Genomic DNA, 14,479 nt, shown 5'->3' with positions numbered 1-14,479 from the left:
GAAACCAGAGCGCCGCCGGCCGGTTAGGCCCGCATCGCTGACCCGTCCGACCGATAGGAAACCGCCATGCGCCTCGTCCGTGCCGCCCTGCTCCCCGCGCTGCTGCTCGCCACCCTCGCGGCCTGCTCCGGGGGCAACCGCACCTTCGGGGAGCGCGTGCGCGACACCGTCGACCCGCCGAGCGGCCCCGTCGAGTCGACCGGCCGCGCCGTGGACCGCGCCATCGACCGCGTGCGCCCGAACTGATCGGCGCGCGCTGATCCCGGCGCGCCGGGCGGGGGGCTCCTCCCCGGCCCGGCGCGCCTGCTTAGCCGAGAGCGGGGCGGGGCCGCCTTCCCCCCCTTCCCCGCCCGCTGTATCACCCCTCCCCTCTACTTCCAGGACGGGGAGGCATCACCGCCATGACCGCGCATATCGAGACGGACGTCGCCATCATCGGCGCCGGGCCGGCCGGGCTTTTCGCCGTGTTCGAGTGCGGGATGCTGCGGATGAAATGCGTGGTGATCGACGCGCTGGACGCGATCGGGGGGCAATGCGCGGCGCTCTACCCCGAGAAGCCGATCTTCGACATCCCCGCCCATCCCCGCATCCTCGGCGGCGACCTCATCCGCGACCTCGAGACCCAGGCGCAGCCCTTCACGCCTCTCTACCTGCTCGGGCGCCGCGTGGAGCGGCTGCTGGAGGAGGACGGGCACTTCACGCTCGGCACCAGCGAGGGCGACAGCGTGCGCGCGAAGGCCGTGGTGCTGGCGGCCGGCGCCGGCGCCTTTGGGCCGAACCGCCCGCCGCTCGACCACCTGCCGGGCTACGAGCGCTCGGGCGCCGTGCGCTACCTGGTCAACCGGCGCGAGGACTTCCGCGGCAAGCGCGTGGTGATCGCGGGCGGCGGCGATTCCGCGGTCGACTGGGCGCTCTCGCTGAAGGAGATCGCGGCCAAGGTGACGGTGGTGCACCGCCGCCCGAAGTTCCGCGCGGCGCCGGAGAGCGCGGCGCAGCTCGACGCCGCGGCGGCGCGGGGGGAGGTCGAGATGGCCATTCCCTACCAGCTCCACGGGCTGAAGGGCGACGGCTCGACGCTCACGCACGTCACGCTGTCGACGCTGAAGGGCGAGGAGCGGGACGTGGAGGCGGACCACCTCCTCGCCTTCTTCGGCCTCTCGATGGAGCTCGGCCCGATCGCCGAGTGGGGGCTCGGGATGGACCGCAGCCACATCCAGGTGGAGCCCTCCACCTGCGAGACGTCGCGGCCGGGCATCTACGCCATCGGCGATGTCGCGACCTATCCGGGGAAGCTGAAGCTCATCCTGCAGGGCTTCTCGGAGGCGGCGATGACGGCGCACGCCATCCATCCCCGCGTGCACCCGGGCGAGGCGCTGCATTTCGAGTACTCCACCTCCAAGGGGGTTCCCGCGCATGGCTGACGGGCGCCTGGTCATCGGGACGAAGCGCTATTCCTCCTGGTCGCTGCGCGGCTGGCTGGGGGTGCACCTGGCAGGGCTCGACGTGGAGGAGGTGCTGATCCCGCTGGCCGGCGGGGGCGGCACGGCGGCCATCAAGGCGGCGACGCCGACGGGGATGGTCCCCTACCTCGAGCACCGGGGCGCGCGCGTCTGGGAGAGCCTGGCGATCCTGGAATACTGCGCGGAGCTCGCGCCCTCCCTCTGGCCGGAGGACCGGGTGCGGCGCGCGCTGCTGCGGAGCGCGGCCTCGGAGATGCACGCGGGGTTCCGCGGGCTGCGGATGGCCATGCCGATGAATCTCGGGCGCGACTTCGCGGGGCGCGGCGGCACGCCGGACGCGCTGGCGGACATCGCGCGGATCGAGACGGTCTGGGCGGGCTGCCTGGAGGCGGGCGGCGGCCCCTTCCTGCACGGCGAGGCCATGGGGGTCGCGGACGCGATGTACGCGCCGGTGGTCACGCGGCTGATCACCTACGCGCCGGCGCTCTCGGCGCGCGGCAAGGCCTATGTCGCGGCGGTGCGCGCCCATCCCCTCGTCTCCCGCTGGTACGAGGAGGCGGCGGCCGAGCCGGAGTCCTGGCTGCTGCCGCATTACGAGGCCGGGCCGCCCGCCTGATGCGGAGCGCGAGCGGGCTCGATCACGTCGGCGTCCTCTCGCGCGACGCGCTTGCGCTGTGGGGCGCCTACGAGCGGCTCGGCTTCGCGCTGACGCCGGTGGCGCAGCAATCGGGGGCGAACGGCCCCCTCGGCACGGCCAATCGCTGTGCGATGCTGCGGTCGGGCTACATCGAGCTGCTGGCGATCGTCGATCCCGCGCTGCCCGACAACGGCGCGGGCGCGATGCTCGACCGGATGGCGGGGGCGCTGATCCTCGCGCTCGGCATGGACGACGCGGAGGGGAACCTCGCGCGGCTGCGGCGGGCGGGGATCGACCTCCCCGGCGTCCTGCCGCTGTCCCGCGCGGTGGAGCCCGGCGGGCCCATCGCGCGCTTCAAGCGGCTGCCGCTGCCGGCGGCGCCGGAGGGGCGGGTGCAGCTCGTGCGGCACCTCACGCCCGAGCTGCTCTGGCGGGAGGACTGGATGCGCCACCCGAACGGCGCGCGGGCGCTGCGGGCGGCCATCATCGTCTCGGACGCGCCGGCGGCGAGCGCGGCGCGGCTGTCGCGCCTCGCCGGGCTGCCGCTGGAGCCGGACCCGGCCGGCGGCTTCGCGCTGCCGCTGCCCGACGGCGCGCGGGTGCGCATCATGGGGCCTGAGGAGGCCGCGGCGCTGCTGCCCGGGCTGGAGGCGCCGGCGCTGCCCGCGGTGATGGCGATGGTGATCGGCGTGGACAGCCTGGAGGCGACGCGCCGCGCGCTCTCGGCGGTGCCGCACGCGGAGGTGCCGGGCGGCGTGATGGTGGCGGCGCGGGAGGCGGCGGGCTGCGCCCTGCTGTTCGAGGCGTGAGGCCGCGCAGCGCCATCCGGCGGTCGGTCGAGACCTACTACGCGCCCGGGCGGGCGGCGGCGCTGGACGGCTTCCTCGGGCGGTTCCTCGGCGCGGGGGAGCTCGGCTTCGACGTGGGGTCGCATGTCGGCGACCGGGCCGCGAGCTTCCGGCGGCTCGGCGCGCGGGCGGTGGCGGTGGAGCCGCAGCCCGCCCTGCTGCGCGTGCTGCGGCGCTGCTTCCGCGGGGATCCCGGCGTCGTGCTGGTGGGCGCCCTCGTCGGGGCGGAGGCCGGCGAGGCGGTGCTGCGGCTGAACACGCGCAACCCGACTGTCGCCACCGCCTCCGGCGCCTTCGTGGCGGCGGCCGAGGGGGCGGCCGCCAAGGGTTTAACGGGATGGGAAGGGCAGGTCTGGGACCGCGAGGTGGCGCGGCCCGTCACGACGCTCGACGCGCTGGCGGCGACGCACGGGGTGCCGGACTTCGTCAAGATCGACGTGGAGGGCTTCGAGGCGGAGGCGCTGGCCGGGCTCTCCGTCGCGCCGCGGTCGGTGTCCTTCGAGTTCACGACCATCCAGCGCGGGGTGGCCGGTGCGTGCCTGGCGCGGCTGGCCTCGCTTGGCCCCTACCGCTTCAACGCGGCGCTGGGCGAGGGCATGGCGCTCGCCCTTCCCGCGCCCGTCGACGCGGCGGCGATGCGGGACTGGATCGAGGCGCTGCCGCACGCGGCCAACAGCGGCGACGTCTACGCGAGCCTGGACGCGGCGCGGGTTTCGCCCTGATGCGGGCGGAGGCCTTCCTGCCGCATCTCGGCTTCGCGGCGCTGCTGGTGCTGCTCTCGGCCGGGGTGGTGCGGCTGATGATCGCCTATCCCATGCTGGACGACCCCGCGCGGCGCGCGGCGACGGCGCACACGGTGCCGACGCCGAAGGGGGGCGGGCTCGGCATCGTCGCGGCCTTCGTGGCGGGGATGGTGGTGCTCTACGGCACCGCCCGCTTCGCGCGGATCGCGGAGCCGGAGTTCATCGGAACGATCCTGGCCGCGCTGGCCATCGCGGGGGTGGCGCTCGCCGACGACCTCCGGGACTTCCGCTTCGTCGTGAAGCTCGCGGCCCAGGCGGGGGCGGCGCTGGTGGCCATGGCGAGCGGGCTGGTGCTGACGCGGCTCGCCCTGCCCTGGGTGGGGGTGGTGGACCTCGGGATCCTGGGGCCGCTGCTCACGCTGTTCTGGATCGTCGCCTGCACCAACGCCGTGAACTTCATGGACGGGATGGACGGGCTGGTCGGCGGCTCGCTGCTGGTGGCCTGCGGGGCGCTCTGCCTCATCGCGGCGGGGCAAGGGGCCTGGTTCGTCTACGCGGCCTCGCTGTTCCTCACGGCGGGGCTGGCGGGCTACCTTCCCTACAACCTGCACCCCGCGCGCATCTTCATGGGGGACGTGGGCAGCCAGTTCCTGGGCTTCGTCCTCGCCGTGCTGGCGGTGGCCTGCGCGCGCTTCGACACGTCGCAGATCTCGTTCCTCATCGTGCCGCTGCTCCTCTTCGCGCACCTGTTCGACACGGGCTTCACGCTGGTGCGGCGGATCGCGATGGGGGAGCGGCCGAGCACGCCGCACCGGACGCATCTCTACCAGATGGCGGCGCGGAGCGGCATGCCGGTGCGCCGGGTGGCGGCGATGCACGGGGGCTTCGTGCTGTTCCAGGCGGCGCTCGCGCTCGTCTTCCCCGGCCTCGCGCCCTGGGCGAAGCCGCTGGTGGTGCTGCCGGCGCTGGCCGTGCAGCTGCTGTGGCTGGCCTATGTCGCGCGGCGGGTGCGGCGGGCGGGGCTCAGTTGGAAGGCGGGCTGACGACCTCGATGAGCAGGGGGCGGCCGTCGATGCCCACCCACTGCTCCGAGCGCCAGACCGCGCCGGTCTCGGGGTCCGCCCAGTAGCGGTTGAGGAAGCGGGCGCCGCCGCCGCAGCGCTCCTCGACGTAGAGCCCCTCCTCCACCCGCGCGGCGCGCAGGCGGCACTCGAGCGAGACGCCGAAGCGCATGCGGTCGGTGTCGCGGTTGGCGGGGACGAGGTCCACCACGCGGCGGGCGGCGGCGGGGCGGTCCAGCAGGGTGGTCACGTCGTCCAGCGGGTCCGGGCTGTCGAAGCGGGTGGCAGCCAGGCTGGTGACGGTGCCGGCGGTGGCCACGACCCGCGCGCCGTCCGTCGCGATGACCGTGCCGTCGTCCGAGCGCCACAGGCGCTGCTCGCCGGTGCCCTGGATGAGCGTCATCAGCTTGCGCTGGCTGCCGTAGGTGACGAGCAGGGCCGGGCCGTTCGTCGTGAGGGCCTCGTCCTCCCCGGCGATGCTGCCGGGCGGGAGAGGGCGGCGGTAGGGCGTCAGGCCATCCTGGCGGGGCGGCAGGAAGACGCTCGCGCGGAGGAGGTTCTCCGCCTGCCGGCCGGTCTCGCCGAGCTCGGGCATCTCGCAGCCGGCGAGGAGGAGAAGCAGGGGCAGGAGGCGGAGGGGCGGCATCGGCGCGAGGATAGGGCCGGCCGCCCCCGGACGCATCACGAAATCGTGCGCGCCTCGCGCGGAATGGCGGTCAGGCCACCTCGATGGCGGTGAGGCCGGCGGCCAGGGCGGCGCGGAGGTCGGGGAGCGCGAGGGCGACGCAGCCCTCGGTCGGCGCGTAATCGGGACGGGCGAGGTGGAGGAAGATCGCGCTGCCGCGGCCGCGGACCACCGGCGCGTCGTTCCAGCCGAGGACGCCGACGATGTCGTAGACGTGGTCGTCGCGCCACATCGTCTCGTGCCGCGCCGGATGGGGCAGCGTGACCGGGCGGTTGTAGGCGGCGTCCGCGGGGTCGTCGCACCAGCCGTCGGAGGGGGCGAGCGGCTCGACGGGCACGGCGCAGCGGGGCGGCGGCAGGCGGTCGGCGCGGTAGAGCACGCGGCGGAGCGGCAGCAGGGCGCGCGGGGTGGCGCCGTCGCCCTCGCTCTTGTCGGCGCGGATGCCGCCGCGGCCGATGGCGCAGCGCCAGCGGTCGCGCTGCAGGGTGAGGTGGGTGCCGTCCAGCCAGGCGATCGTCATGCCGCTTCCTGGCCGAGGCGCGGGGCGGGGCGCAAGGGCCCAGCCCCGGCGTCAGGCCATGTTGCCGCGCATCTGCTCCTCGTAGGCCAGGCGGCCGCGGGCGATGGCGTCCGGGCCCGGCGACTGTCCCCAGGCGAGGAAGGCGGTGGGCTGGTCGCGCCCGTTGGCGATGGCGCGGAGGGTGTCGACGAAGCCGCTCACTTCCACCATCGCGGCCGCGACGCCGCCGACGAAGCCCATGGGCCCGCCAATCAGCGAGCCCACGAGGATGCGGGCGGCGATGGGGGCGGCGTTGCCGGTCACCTCCCGGTAGATCGTGCCGGCCCCCGGCAGGTGCTGCAGCGGGTTGAGCGATTCCAGCAGGTCGTCGAAGGAGGCCGTGGCGGGCATCGGCGCCGCCTCCTCCCCGAAGAGGGGCGGTCCGCCATCGGGGGCGGGGCGGCTGCCGCCATAGGTGCGGCCCTCGAACATGCCCCAGCCTTCGGGGCTCGCGGTGTTGGGGACGATGGGGTTCATGGTGCCTCTCCAGCCCTCCGGGCGAGGGAGGCAGCGCAAGGGGCGTGCCAGGGAGGCCTGCCCCTTTTCCTATCCCAGCAGGTGGCCGAAGCGGGCCTTCTTCGTGGCGAGGTAGCCATCGTTCACCCCGTTCGCCGCGAAGAGGTGCGAGACGCGCCCCTTCACGCCGATGCCGCAGGCGGCGAGGCCCGCGAGCTTCTCGGGGTTGTTCGTCAGCACCCGCACCTCGGGGATGCCGAGCGCCTCGAGCATCGTCGCGGCGACCCGGAAGTCCCGCTCGTCGGCGCCGTAGCCGAGGGCGCGGTTGGCGTCGAGCGTGTCGAGCCCCGCGTCCTGCAGGGTATAGGCGCGCAGCTTGTTCACGAGGCCGATGCCCCGCCCCTCCTGCGCGAGGTAGAGGAGGACGCCGCCGCTCTCCTCGGCGGCCATGCGCGCGATGGCGCCGCGGAGCTGCGGCCCGCAGTCGCAGCGGAGCGAGCCCAGCAGGTCGCCCGTGAAGCACTCGGAGTGGATGCGGCAGAGCGGCGCGGCGCCGCCCTTCTCCGGGTGGCCGACGAGGATGGCCAGGTGCTCGATCCCGCCGTCCGCGGCGCGGAAGGCGACGATGCGGGCCTCCGGCGCGTCCTCGAGGGGCACGGAGGCCTCGGCGACGCGGGTGAGGCTGGCGGCGGCCGAGAGGGGATAGGCGAGCACGTCGGCGACGCTGACCGAGAGGAGGCCGAGCCGCGCGGCGGCGGCGGCCGAGGCGGGCGCCGCGACGAGGGCCGGGAGCAGCCGGGCCGCCTTGGCGAGCGCGATGGCCGCCGGCGACAGGGCCTGGGCGAAGCCCGCGGAGGGGACGACCTGCGGCGCCTCGGGGAGGAGCTGCTCGGCCACGGGGTCGGCGAGGCGGCGGAGCGACTCGGGGTCGAGGAGCGAGGGCGGGAGGCGGAGCGAGACCGGCGCCTCCTCGCCGCCCGCCGCGGCGCCCGCCAGCAGGGCGGCGGCGCGGGCCGCGGAGAGGAGCAGCACCGCGGGGCCGGTCGCCGCCTCGGACAGCTCGGACAGGCCGCGGGCGCCGACCGTCTCGGCGGCCGCGAGGACGAGGCACTCCCCGCCGCCGTCCAGCAGGACGGGGGTGCCGCGGCGGAGGTCGGAGGCGGCGCGGTGGACCGCGCGCATGCCGGCCGCGAGCGCCTTGCCCGCCGTGCCGCCCCGGGCGCTGTCCAGAAGGGCGCTCATCGTTGCCTCGGCCATGCCGTTCCCCATTCCTGCCCTCGCCGGATCAATAAGGCCGGAGGGGACGCCCCGTAAACGATCCGGTATCGCATCGCACCCATGATCGCGCCCCCAATATGGGGTTCGCGTCATGGCCAAAAGGGGGCAGCGAAGGGCGCGAGCGGTGCCGGGGGGCCTCAACCCCCACGAAAAAGAGAGCCAAGCCTTGCCGCGAGACACGTGTTGGCCCCATATCGAGCCTCACAGTTCCGGGATTGCCGTTTCGGCGGTCGGGCCGGATAGACCTTCAACGGGAGGGTGCATGTCGGACCCACGTCCGGTCCTGATCGTGGACGACGACCAGGCGCTGCGAGCAACACTGGCCGAACAGCTGGCGGTGGATGGTGAATTCGTGCCGCGCGAGGCCGGTACTATGGCCGAGGCAGGCCAGATCCTGCTCGCCGACGGGGCCCGCTTTGACGCCGTGCTGCTCGACATCGGGCTGCCGGACGGCGACGGCCGCGACCTCTGCACGGAGCTTCGGCGGACCGGCATCAAGGTGCCGATCATCATGCTGACCGGCGCCGACGCGGAGCACGACGTCGTCCGCGGCCTCGATTCGGGGGCCAACGACTACATCGCGAAACCGTTCCGCATCATGGAACTAATTGCGCGGCTCCGCGCCCAGCTCCGGGTTTTCGACAACTCGGAGGACGCGGTCTTCGTCATCGGCCCCTACACGTTCCGGCCCTCGGCCAAGATGCTGCAGGACACCGGGCGCAACCGCCGGATCCGCCTGACCGAGAAGGAATGCGCGATCCTGAAGTTCCTCTACCGCGCCGGCGGGCGGCCCGTCGGGCGGCAGATCCTGCTGAACGAGGTCTGGGGCTACAACGCGGCGGTCACGACCCACACGCTCGAGACCCACATCTACCGCCTCCGGCAGAAGATCGAGCCGGACCCGGCGACGGCCTCGCTGTTGCTGACCGAGGGCGGCGGCTACCGCCTCGACCCGCAGGCGGGGCGCGTGGCGGCCTGACGGACCGGCCGGGGCGAAGGCCCCGGGCGGCCGGCGCGGCTCACGCCCCGGACGGGGCGGGCCGGGCGGTGGCGGCGGCGCGCACCGCGGTCCGGAACCGGACGGCGGCGGCGCCGAGGCCGCCGCGGCGGAGGACGAGGTGGATGGGCGCAGCCAGGCCCGGGCTCGGCTCGAGCAGCCGGTAGGCCACGCCCTCGATCGCCAGGCGCCGCATCGATTCCGGCACCAGGGAGATGCCCAGCCCAGCCGCGACGAGGCTGAGGGTGGCGGGCAGGCGCGGCGCCTCCTGCGCGATGGCGGGGGTGAAGCCGGCCTCCCGGCAGGCGGCGAGGATCGTGTCGTAGAGGCCCGGGCCGGCCCTTCGGCGGTACAGGATGAAGGCCTCCCCCGCGAGGGCCGCGAGGGGCAGGGGCGGCCCCTCCGCCGAGGCGAGGGGGTGGCCGGCGGGAAGGGCGGCGAGCATCGGCTCCTCGAGCACCCGCTCCACCGCGAGGCCGGCCACGGAGCCGACCGGGGACCGCACGAAGGCCGCGTCGAGGCGGCCGAGCAGGACCGCCTCCACCAGCTCCGCCGTGCCGGCCTCGTCGAGCTCCACGCGCAGGCCCGGCAGGGCTTCCCGGAAGCGCCGCAGCACGCCGGGCACGAAGGGGTGCAGCGCGGCGGAGCTGGTGAAGCCGATGGCGAGCCGCCCCGCCTCCCCGCGCGCGGCGCGGCGGACGGTCTCCTCCAGCGTCGTGGCGCGGGCGAGCACGGCGCGCGCCTCCTCCATCAGCACCCGCCCGGCGTCCGTGGGCGCGACGCCCCGCGGCAGGCGGTGCAGGAGTTGGGTGCCGAGCTCCTCCTCCAACCCGCGCAGCAGGCGGGTCAGCGGGGGTTGCTGCATGCCCAGCCGCTCGGCCGCGCGGGTGACGTGCCCCTCCTCGGCGGTGACCAGGAAGGCGCGGAGGCGGCGCAGGTCGATCATGCCATACCCTGGCGGTATCAGGATCGGGCATTGAACGCGCTGTGAGGCATGGCGCCAAGCGGTTATTACGGGGCCGTCGCTTTCCGGAGCCCTCCCGATGCCCCCGCCGGCCCCCGATCCCGCCGCCTATCTCCTCGAGCAGTTCCTCGCCTGGGTCGCGGACCGGCCGCGCGGCTACGCGGAGACGATGGAGGCCTGGCGCACCTCCTGCCCGCGCCTGCCGGTCTGGGAGGAGGCGACGGCCGGGCGGCTGGTCCGGTTGGGGGAGGACCGGGCGGGCTCGACGGTGGTGCTGCTGACCGAGGCGGGGCGGGAGAGGCTGGCGGGGGCGGCCTCCGTCGCGGCGGAGGCGGCGGCCCGATGACGCCGGCGCTGGTGCTCGGCCTGTCCCTGGTGATGGTCGGGACGGCCTTCCTCTCCGGCGTGTTCGGGATGGCGGGCGGGCTGATCCTCCTCGGCGTGCTGCTGGCGGCGCTGCCGCTGCCGGCGGCGATGGCGCTGCACGCCGTGACGCAGATCGCCTCCAACCTGTGGCGGGGCCTGCTGTGGTGGCGGCATGTCCAGTGGCGGGCGGCCTCCCCCTACATGGCGGGGTCGCTGGCGGCGCTCGGCGCCTGGTCGCTGACGCGCTACGTGCCCGACCGGGCGGTCGCGATGCTGATGCTGGGGGTGTCGCCCTTCCTCCTGCGGCTCCTGCCGCCGGGGCTGAAGCCCGACCCGGAGCGTCTGCCCCAGGGCCTGGCCTATGGCGGGGCCTGCATGACGCTGCTGCTGCTGACGGGCGTGTCGGGGCCGCTGGTCGACGCCTTCTTCCTCGGCGGGCGGATGGACCGGCGCGGGATCGTGGCGACGAAGGCCGTCTGCCAGGTCTTCGGCCACGCCGCGAAGCTTCTCTACTTCGGGCTCATCATCGACGCCGCGGCGGGGGTCGACCCGCTGATGGCGGCGCTCGCGGTCGGGGCCTCGATGCTCGGCACCACGCTGGCGCGGCGGTTGCTGGAGCGGATGACGGACGGGCAGTTCCGCCTCTGGGCAGGGCGCCTGGTCACGGCGATTGCCGCCTACTACGTCGCCCACGGCGCGGTGCTGCTCTGGCCGGCCGTGGCGGCCGCCGTGCCCTAGGCGGGCGGGGGGCCGCGAAGGGGCGGGCCCTTCGCGGCGGGGGGTCAGGCGAGGACGGCGGCCTCGTCGAAGGCGAGGCGCGGCAGGCGGCCGAAGGTCTTGGAGTGGTCGCCGTAGCCGAGATTGATGAGCATGGTGGACTTCCAGCCGCTCTCGGCGAGGAAGAGCTCGTTCGTCTTCGCGGCGTCGAAGCCGCCCATCGGGCCGGCGTCGAGCCCGAGGGCGCGGGCGGCCATGATGAGGTAGGCGGCCTGCAGGGTGCTGTTCATCAGCGCGCTGCGCTCGGCGAATTCGGGCTTGCCGGTGAACCAGGACTTGGCGTCGGCGTGCGGGAAGAGGCGCGGCAGGTGCTCGTAGAAGGCGGGGTCGTAGGCGACGATGACCGTCACGGGCGCCGTGCGGGTCTTCTCCTGGTTGCCGGCGGAGACGGCGTCGAGGAGCTTCGCGCGGCCCTCGGGCGTGCGGACGAAGACGAAGCGGCCTGGGCTCTGGTTGGCGCTCGTCGGGCCGAGGGCGACGGTCTCGTAGAGCTCGCGCAGGAGCGCGTCCGGCACGGGGCGGTCCTGCCAGGCGTTGGCGGTGCGGGCCTGGCGGAAGATGCGGTCCAGCGCCGCGTCGCCGAGGCGGGCGTCGGGGGGAAGGTTGGTGTCGGGCATGGGAATCTCCTTGCCCCTATCATTGGTCCGAAGCGGCCGCGCGGCCAGTCGCCGCGCGGCGTCGCCGCGATCGCCCCGGTAATCGTCGCGATCACCGGGGTGAATGAGGGCTCAGGCCTCCACCTGCTCCACGGCCACGACCTCGGGCACGTAGTGGCGCAGCATGTTCTCGACGCCGTGCTTGAGGGTGGCGCGGGAGGAGGGGCAGCCGGAGCAGGCGCCCTGCATGCGCAGCTTCACCACCCCGTCGCGGAAGCCGCGGAAGACGATGTCGCCGCCGTCGCCGGCCACCGCCGGGCGCACGCGGGTGTCGAGCAGCTCCTTGATCTGGGCCACGACCTCGGCGTCCGCGGGGTCGGTGTCCTCGTCCTCCTCGGCCTCCTCGCCGGCGAGGATGGGGCGGCCGGCCATGGCGTGCTCCATGATGGCGCCGAGCACCTGCGGGCGGAGCGCGGCCCAGTCGGCGGCGCCGGACTTGGTGACCGTCACGAAGTCGGCGCCGAGGAAGACGCGAGCCACGCCCTCGAGCTCGAAGAGGCTGGCGGCGAGCGGGGAGCGCCCGGCGGCCTCGGCGGAGATGAAGTCGGCGGTGCCGCGCTCGCCCATCACGGGCTGGCCGGGCAGGAACTTGAGCGTCGCGGGGTTCGGCGTCGCCTCGGTCTCGATGAACATCGGGGGGTCCTTTTGCGGCGGGTGCTTCGGCACGGGGTACCGCCGTCCGTCCGGATGTGGGGCAGGCCGCGGCGCGGCGCAACCGTTGCGGGGCGCGGGGTTGGGCCGCGCGGAAGGTTTAGGTCACGCGGTCCAGCTCGGCGTCGTCCATGCCGCCGGGCACGATGGTGACGGGGCAGCGGAGGCGCCCGGCCTGGCGGCCGGCGAGCGCGGTGACGAGGGGGCCCGGGCCGCCCTCGGTGGCGGTGGCCAGCACGAGGATGGACATGCGCCGGTCCTCCTCCAGCGCGCCGAGGACCTCCTCCACCGGGTCGCCCTCGCGGATGAGCATGACGGGGAGCCCGCCCGTGATCTCCTGCACCTGGGCGGCGAGCGCGGAGAGGAGCTGCTCGGCCTCCTGCCGGCGCTCCTCCTGCATGAGGGCGCCGACCCCCGCCCATTCCTGCAGCCCGACCGGCTCGGTCACGCGGAGGAGTGCGACGCGGCCGCCGGACTTGCGGACGCGCAGGCAGGCGTAGCGGAGCGCGACCGCGCGCTCGGGGCTGTCGTCCACCACGACGAGGAAGACGCGGTCCTGCGGCATGGGGGCTCCTGGCGGAAGGGATGACCGAGAATGCGCGCGGGGCCCGCGATCGGCAAATCCGCTAGCCGCGGCGGAAGATGACGCTGCCGAGCCAGCCCGCGAAGGCCGCCAGCGCGATGCAGGCGAGGCCGTAGGCGAAGGGCAGACTGCGCGCGACGTCGGCGATGCGGGCGGTGGCGCCGACGCGGTCCACGCGGAAGGGAAGCTCCTGGCGGGCGACGATGCGGTTGTTCCGCACGAGCAGCACCTGGACGATGTAGTCCCCCGTCGCGATGGTCGAGGGCAGCGGCAGGCGGGCGTGGAAGAGGCGGCCGCCGGAGACCTCGACGGGGCTCTCCTCCTCGTTCCAGAGGCGCGAGCCGCGCTTGAGGTCGACCAGGGCCGCGCGGAAGAGGGGGTCGCGCGGGCCGGCGAGGCGGGCGGTGAGCATGTCGAGGCCGAGGCGCCGCTCGCGCCGCGCGGCTTCCTCGAGCAGGCCGGCGACGGGGGCGGTGGCGGCGACGGCGTAGTAGTTCGGCACCTCCTGGAAGCGGGCGGAGGGGCCGTTGACCCAGAGGCCGAGCCAGCGGACGCGGCGGCGCACTACCACGTCGCGCGGCGGGCCGAGGCCGAGGATGACCACGTTGTCCCCGGCCGGGCCGAGCAGCCGGTCCGTCGCGCCGAAGACGAGGAGGTCGGCGCCGGAGAAGCTCGTGTCGACCGCGATGCGGTCCTGGCCGAGCTCCGCGGCCAGCGCCGGGCCGGCGAAGGGGGGCGCGGGCGGCGGCGGCTCGCGCTGCGCCAGCGCCGGGGTGGCGAGGAGGAGGAAGGCGGCCAGCAGCGGGGCCAGCGACGCGGCGGCGGGCAGGGTCACGTCGCCGGGCCCATGAGGTAGAGGCTGGCCGGGGTGGCCAGCAGCCCCCAGAGCAGGCCGGCCGCGACGAGCAGCACGAGCAGGCCGAGCAGCGCCCGCGTCTCCTCGCCGCGGAGCTTCGTGCCCATGGCGGCGCCGAACTGCGCGCCGGCGACGCCGCCGGTCAGCAGCAGGAGGGTGAGCACGACGTCGACCGACCCCGTCTGCAGGGCCTGGAGAAGGGTGACGTTGGCGCTGACGAAGGTGACCTGGAAGAGCGAGGTGCCGATCGTCGTCGTGGTCGGCATGCCCAGGAGGTAGATCATGGCCGGCACGAGCATGAAGCCGCCGCCGACCCCCATGATCGAGGAGAGCACGCCGATGCCGAAGCCGATCATCATGGGCGGGATGACGGAGATGTAGAGGCGGGACTGCCGGAAGCGCATCTTGAAGGGCAGGCCGTGCAGCCAGGAGTGCTGGTGGGTGCGGGCCGGCAGGGCGCGGCGGCGGCGGATGATGGCGCGCAGGCTCTCCCGCACCATCAGCGCGCCCACGGTGCCGAGGACGACGACGTAGAAGAGCGAGACCGCGAGGTCGATCTGGCCGAGGCGCTTGAGCAGGACGAAGAGCTGCGTCCCCGCCCCCGAGCCCGCCAGGCCCGCCACGAGCAGCACGCAGCCCATGCGCGCGTCCACGTTGCCGCGCCGCCACTGCGCGATGAGGCCGGAGACGGAGGCGCCGAGGGTCTGGTTCGCGCCCGAGGCGACGGCGACGGGGGCCGGGATGCCGATGAGGATGAGCAGCGGGGTCAGCAGGAAGCCGCCGCCCACCCCGAAGAGGCCCGAGAGCCAGCCCACGCCGAGCCCGATGCCGAGCAGGAGCAGGGCATCGACCGACATCTCGGCGATCGGCAGGTAGACCGGCATCGGCGTTCCGCCCGGGTC

General features: G+C 74.8%; 19 protein-coding genes. 9 read left to right on the top strand and 10 right to left on the bottom strand.

The features are described 5' to 3' along the window. The first annotated feature begins 66 nt into the window (after positions 1-66). The 6 genes from EAH89_RS08890 to EAH89_RS08865 all read left to right on the top strand — a co-directional run bounded on the left by EAH89_RS08890 (position 67) and on the right by EAH89_RS08865 (position 4,731). A complete protein-coding gene (locus tag EAH89_RS08890; protein WP_140882452.1) occupies positions 67-246 on the top strand; it encodes a hypothetical protein in 180 nt (59 codons plus the stop codon). 155 nt (positions 247-401) lie between these two features. Further along, entirely contained in the window at positions 402-1,421 is a 1,020-nt protein-coding gene (locus tag EAH89_RS08885; protein WP_140882451.1) for an NAD(P)/FAD-dependent oxidoreductase, read from the top strand. Further along, positions 1,414-2,076, top strand: coding sequence for a glutathione S-transferase family protein (locus tag EAH89_RS08880; protein ID WP_140882450.1), 663 nt, complete (start codon positions 1,414-1,416; stop codon positions 2,074-2,076). The genes EAH89_RS08885 and EAH89_RS08880 overlap by 8 nt, the downstream gene beginning before the upstream one ends. Beyond that, complete coding sequence (locus EAH89_RS08875; RefSeq protein WP_140882449.1) at positions 2,076-2,906, top strand: VOC family protein; 831 nt, start codon at positions 2,076-2,078, stop codon at positions 2,904-2,906. The genes EAH89_RS08880 and EAH89_RS08875 overlap by 1 nt, the downstream gene beginning before the upstream one ends. Then, positions 2,903-3,667, top strand: coding sequence for an FkbM family methyltransferase (locus tag EAH89_RS08870; protein WP_140882448.1), 765 nt, complete (start codon positions 2,903-2,905; stop codon positions 3,665-3,667). The genes EAH89_RS08875 and EAH89_RS08870 overlap by 4 nt, the downstream gene beginning before the upstream one ends. Then, a complete protein-coding gene (locus tag EAH89_RS08865) occupies positions 3,667-4,731 on the top strand; it encodes a glycosyltransferase family 4 protein (protein ID WP_140882447.1) in 1,065 nt (354 codons plus the stop codon). The genes EAH89_RS08870 and EAH89_RS08865 overlap by 1 nt, the downstream gene beginning before the upstream one ends. Here the strand turns inward: EAH89_RS08865 and EAH89_RS08860 are convergent. The 4 genes from EAH89_RS08860 to EAH89_RS08845 all read right to left on the bottom strand — a co-directional run bounded on the left by EAH89_RS08860 (position 4,712) and on the right by EAH89_RS08845 (position 7,691). Then, positions 4,712-5,431, bottom strand: coding sequence for a YjbF family lipoprotein (locus EAH89_RS08860; RefSeq protein ID WP_241666922.1), 720 nt, complete (start codon positions 5,429-5,431; stop codon positions 4,712-4,714). The genes EAH89_RS08865 and EAH89_RS08860 overlap by 20 nt on opposite strands. 34 nt (positions 5,432-5,465) lie before the next feature. After that, a complete protein-coding gene (locus EAH89_RS08855) occupies positions 5,466-5,954 on the bottom strand; it encodes a L,D-transpeptidase family protein (protein ID WP_140882446.1) in 489 nt (162 codons plus the stop codon). 51 nt (positions 5,955-6,005) lie between these two features. Beyond that, positions 6,006-6,470 (bottom strand): hypothetical protein, encoded by a 465-nt coding sequence (locus EAH89_RS08850; protein WP_140882445.1) that lies wholly within the window; start codon positions 6,468-6,470, stop codon positions 6,006-6,008. A gap of 69 nt (positions 6,471-6,539) precedes the next feature. Beyond that, complete coding sequence (locus EAH89_RS08845) at positions 6,540-7,691, bottom strand: GTP cyclohydrolase II (RefSeq protein WP_162861310.1); 1,152 nt, start codon at positions 7,689-7,691, stop codon at positions 6,540-6,542. A 298-nt stretch (positions 7,692-7,989) separates the two neighbouring features. Here EAH89_RS08845 and EAH89_RS08840 point away from each other — a divergent pair, with 298 nt between their 5' ends. Then, positions 7,990-8,706 (top strand): response regulator transcription factor, encoded by a 717-nt coding sequence (locus EAH89_RS08840; RefSeq protein ID WP_140882443.1) that lies wholly within the window; start codon positions 7,990-7,992, stop codon positions 8,704-8,706. A 40-nt stretch (positions 8,707-8,746) separates the two neighbouring features. On the opposite strand, the gene EAH89_RS08835 is transcribed toward EAH89_RS08840, so the two are convergent. Then, positions 8,747-9,670 carry a LysR family transcriptional regulator gene (locus EAH89_RS08835; RefSeq protein ID WP_140882442.1) on the bottom strand — a complete coding sequence of 308 codons (924 nt, stop codon included), beginning with the start codon at positions 9,668-9,670 and terminating at the stop codon, positions 8,747-8,749. 97 nt (positions 9,671-9,767) lie between these two features. Here EAH89_RS08835 and EAH89_RS08830 point away from each other — a divergent pair, with 97 nt between their 5' ends. Both EAH89_RS08830 and EAH89_RS08825 read left to right on the top strand, forming a co-directional pair. Further along, entirely contained in the window at positions 9,768-10,034 is a 267-nt protein-coding gene (locus tag EAH89_RS08830; RefSeq protein WP_140882441.1) for a hypothetical protein, read from the top strand. Further along, a complete protein-coding gene (locus tag EAH89_RS08825; RefSeq protein WP_140882440.1) occupies positions 10,031-10,792 on the top strand; it encodes a TSUP family transporter in 762 nt (253 codons plus the stop codon). Before EAH89_RS08830 ends, EAH89_RS08825 begins: the two co-directional genes overlap by 4 nt. Before the next feature lie 44 nt (positions 10,793-10,836). Here EAH89_RS08825 and EAH89_RS08820 read toward each other — a convergent pair whose 3' ends face one another. The 5 genes from EAH89_RS08820 to EAH89_RS08800 form a co-directional block, all read right to left on the bottom strand. After that, the gene (locus EAH89_RS08820; RefSeq protein WP_140882439.1) at positions 10,837-11,448 is read right to left on the bottom strand and encodes a malonic semialdehyde reductase; all 612 of its coding nucleotides are present in this window, start codon (positions 11,446-11,448) and stop codon (positions 10,837-10,839) included. 111 nt (positions 11,449-11,559) lie between these two features. Continuing rightward, positions 11,560-12,120, bottom strand: a complete 561-nt coding sequence (locus tag EAH89_RS08815; RefSeq protein ID WP_140882438.1) for a NifU family protein — start codon at positions 12,118-12,120, stop codon at positions 11,560-11,562. A gap of 118 nt (positions 12,121-12,238) precedes the next feature. Beyond that, positions 12,239-12,703 (bottom strand): universal stress protein, encoded by a 465-nt coding sequence (locus EAH89_RS08810; protein ID WP_140882437.1) that lies wholly within the window; start codon positions 12,701-12,703, stop codon positions 12,239-12,241. 61 nt (positions 12,704-12,764) lie between these two features. Further along, a complete protein-coding gene (locus EAH89_RS08805) occupies positions 12,765-13,556 on the bottom strand; it encodes a TIGR02186 family protein (protein WP_161993521.1) in 792 nt (263 codons plus the stop codon). Then, complete coding sequence (locus EAH89_RS08800; RefSeq protein ID WP_140882436.1) at positions 13,553-14,461, bottom strand: sulfite exporter TauE/SafE family protein; 909 nt, start codon at positions 14,459-14,461, stop codon at positions 13,553-13,555. Before EAH89_RS08800 ends, EAH89_RS08805 begins: the two co-directional genes overlap by 4 nt. Positions 14,462-14,479: the final 18 nt, after the last annotated feature.

Source organism: Muricoccus nepalensis, assembly GCF_006438825.1.
GTDB classification, from domain to species: domain Bacteria; phylum Pseudomonadota; class Alphaproteobacteria; order Acetobacterales; family Acetobacteraceae; genus Roseomonas; species Roseomonas nepalensis.
The sequence above is the reverse complement of the archived record's forward strand: the minus strand, read 5'-3'. Positions and strand labels throughout refer to the sequence as shown.

Bases quoted from the DNA above. Each gene is read 5' to 3' on its own strand.
- EAH89_RS08890 (WP_140882452.1), top strand. From the start codon at position 67: ATGCGCCTCGTCCGTGCCGCCCTGCTCCCCGCGCTGCTGCTCGCCACC.
- EAH89_RS08885 (WP_140882451.1), top strand. From the start codon at position 402: ATGACCGCGCATATCGAGACGGACGTCGCCATCATCGGCGCCGGGCCG.
- EAH89_RS08880 (WP_140882450.1), top strand. From the start codon at position 1,414: ATGGCTGACGGGCGCCTGGTCATCGGGACGAAGCGCTATTCCTCCTGG.
- EAH89_RS08875 (WP_140882449.1), top strand. From the start codon at position 2,076: ATGCGGAGCGCGAGCGGGCTCGATCACGTCGGCGTCCTCTCGCGCGAC.
- EAH89_RS08865 (WP_140882447.1), top strand. From the start codon at position 3,667: ATGCGGGCGGAGGCCTTCCTGCCGCATCTCGGCTTCGCGGCGCTGCTG.
- EAH89_RS08860 (WP_241666922.1), bottom strand. From the start codon at position 5,431: ATGCGTCCGGGGGCGGCCGGCCCTATCCTCGCGCCGATGCCGCCCCTC.
- EAH89_RS08855 (WP_140882446.1), bottom strand. From the start codon at position 5,954: ATGACGATCGCCTGGCTGGACGGCACCCACCTCACCCTGCAGCGCGAC.
- EAH89_RS08850 (WP_140882445.1), bottom strand. From the start codon at position 6,470: ATGAACCCCATCGTCCCCAACACCGCGAGCCCCGAAGGCTGGGGCATG.
- EAH89_RS08845 (WP_162861310.1), bottom strand. From the start codon at position 7,691: ATGAGCGCCCTTCTGGACAGCGCCCGGGGCGGCACGGCGGGCAAGGCG.
- EAH89_RS08840 (WP_140882443.1), top strand. From the start codon at position 7,990: ATGTCGGACCCACGTCCGGTCCTGATCGTGGACGACGACCAGGCGCTG.
- EAH89_RS08835 (WP_140882442.1), bottom strand. From the start codon at position 9,670: ATGATCGACCTGCGCCGCCTCCGCGCCTTCCTGGTCACCGCCGAGGAG.
- EAH89_RS08830 (WP_140882441.1), top strand. From the start codon at position 9,768: ATGCCCCCGCCGGCCCCCGATCCCGCCGCCTATCTCCTCGAGCAGTTC.
- EAH89_RS08825 (WP_140882440.1), top strand. From the start codon at position 10,031: ATGACGCCGGCGCTGGTGCTCGGCCTGTCCCTGGTGATGGTCGGGACG.
- EAH89_RS08820 (WP_140882439.1), bottom strand. From the start codon at position 11,448: ATGCCCGACACCAACCTTCCCCCCGACGCCCGCCTCGGCGACGCGGCG.
- EAH89_RS08815 (WP_140882438.1), bottom strand. From the start codon at position 12,120: ATGTTCATCGAGACCGAGGCGACGCCGAACCCCGCGACGCTCAAGTTC.
- EAH89_RS08810 (WP_140882437.1), bottom strand. From the start codon at position 12,703: ATGCCGCAGGACCGCGTCTTCCTCGTCGTGGTGGACGACAGCCCCGAG.
- EAH89_RS08800 (WP_140882436.1), bottom strand. From the start codon at position 14,461: ATGCCGGTCTACCTGCCGATCGCCGAGATGTCGGTCGATGCCCTGCTC.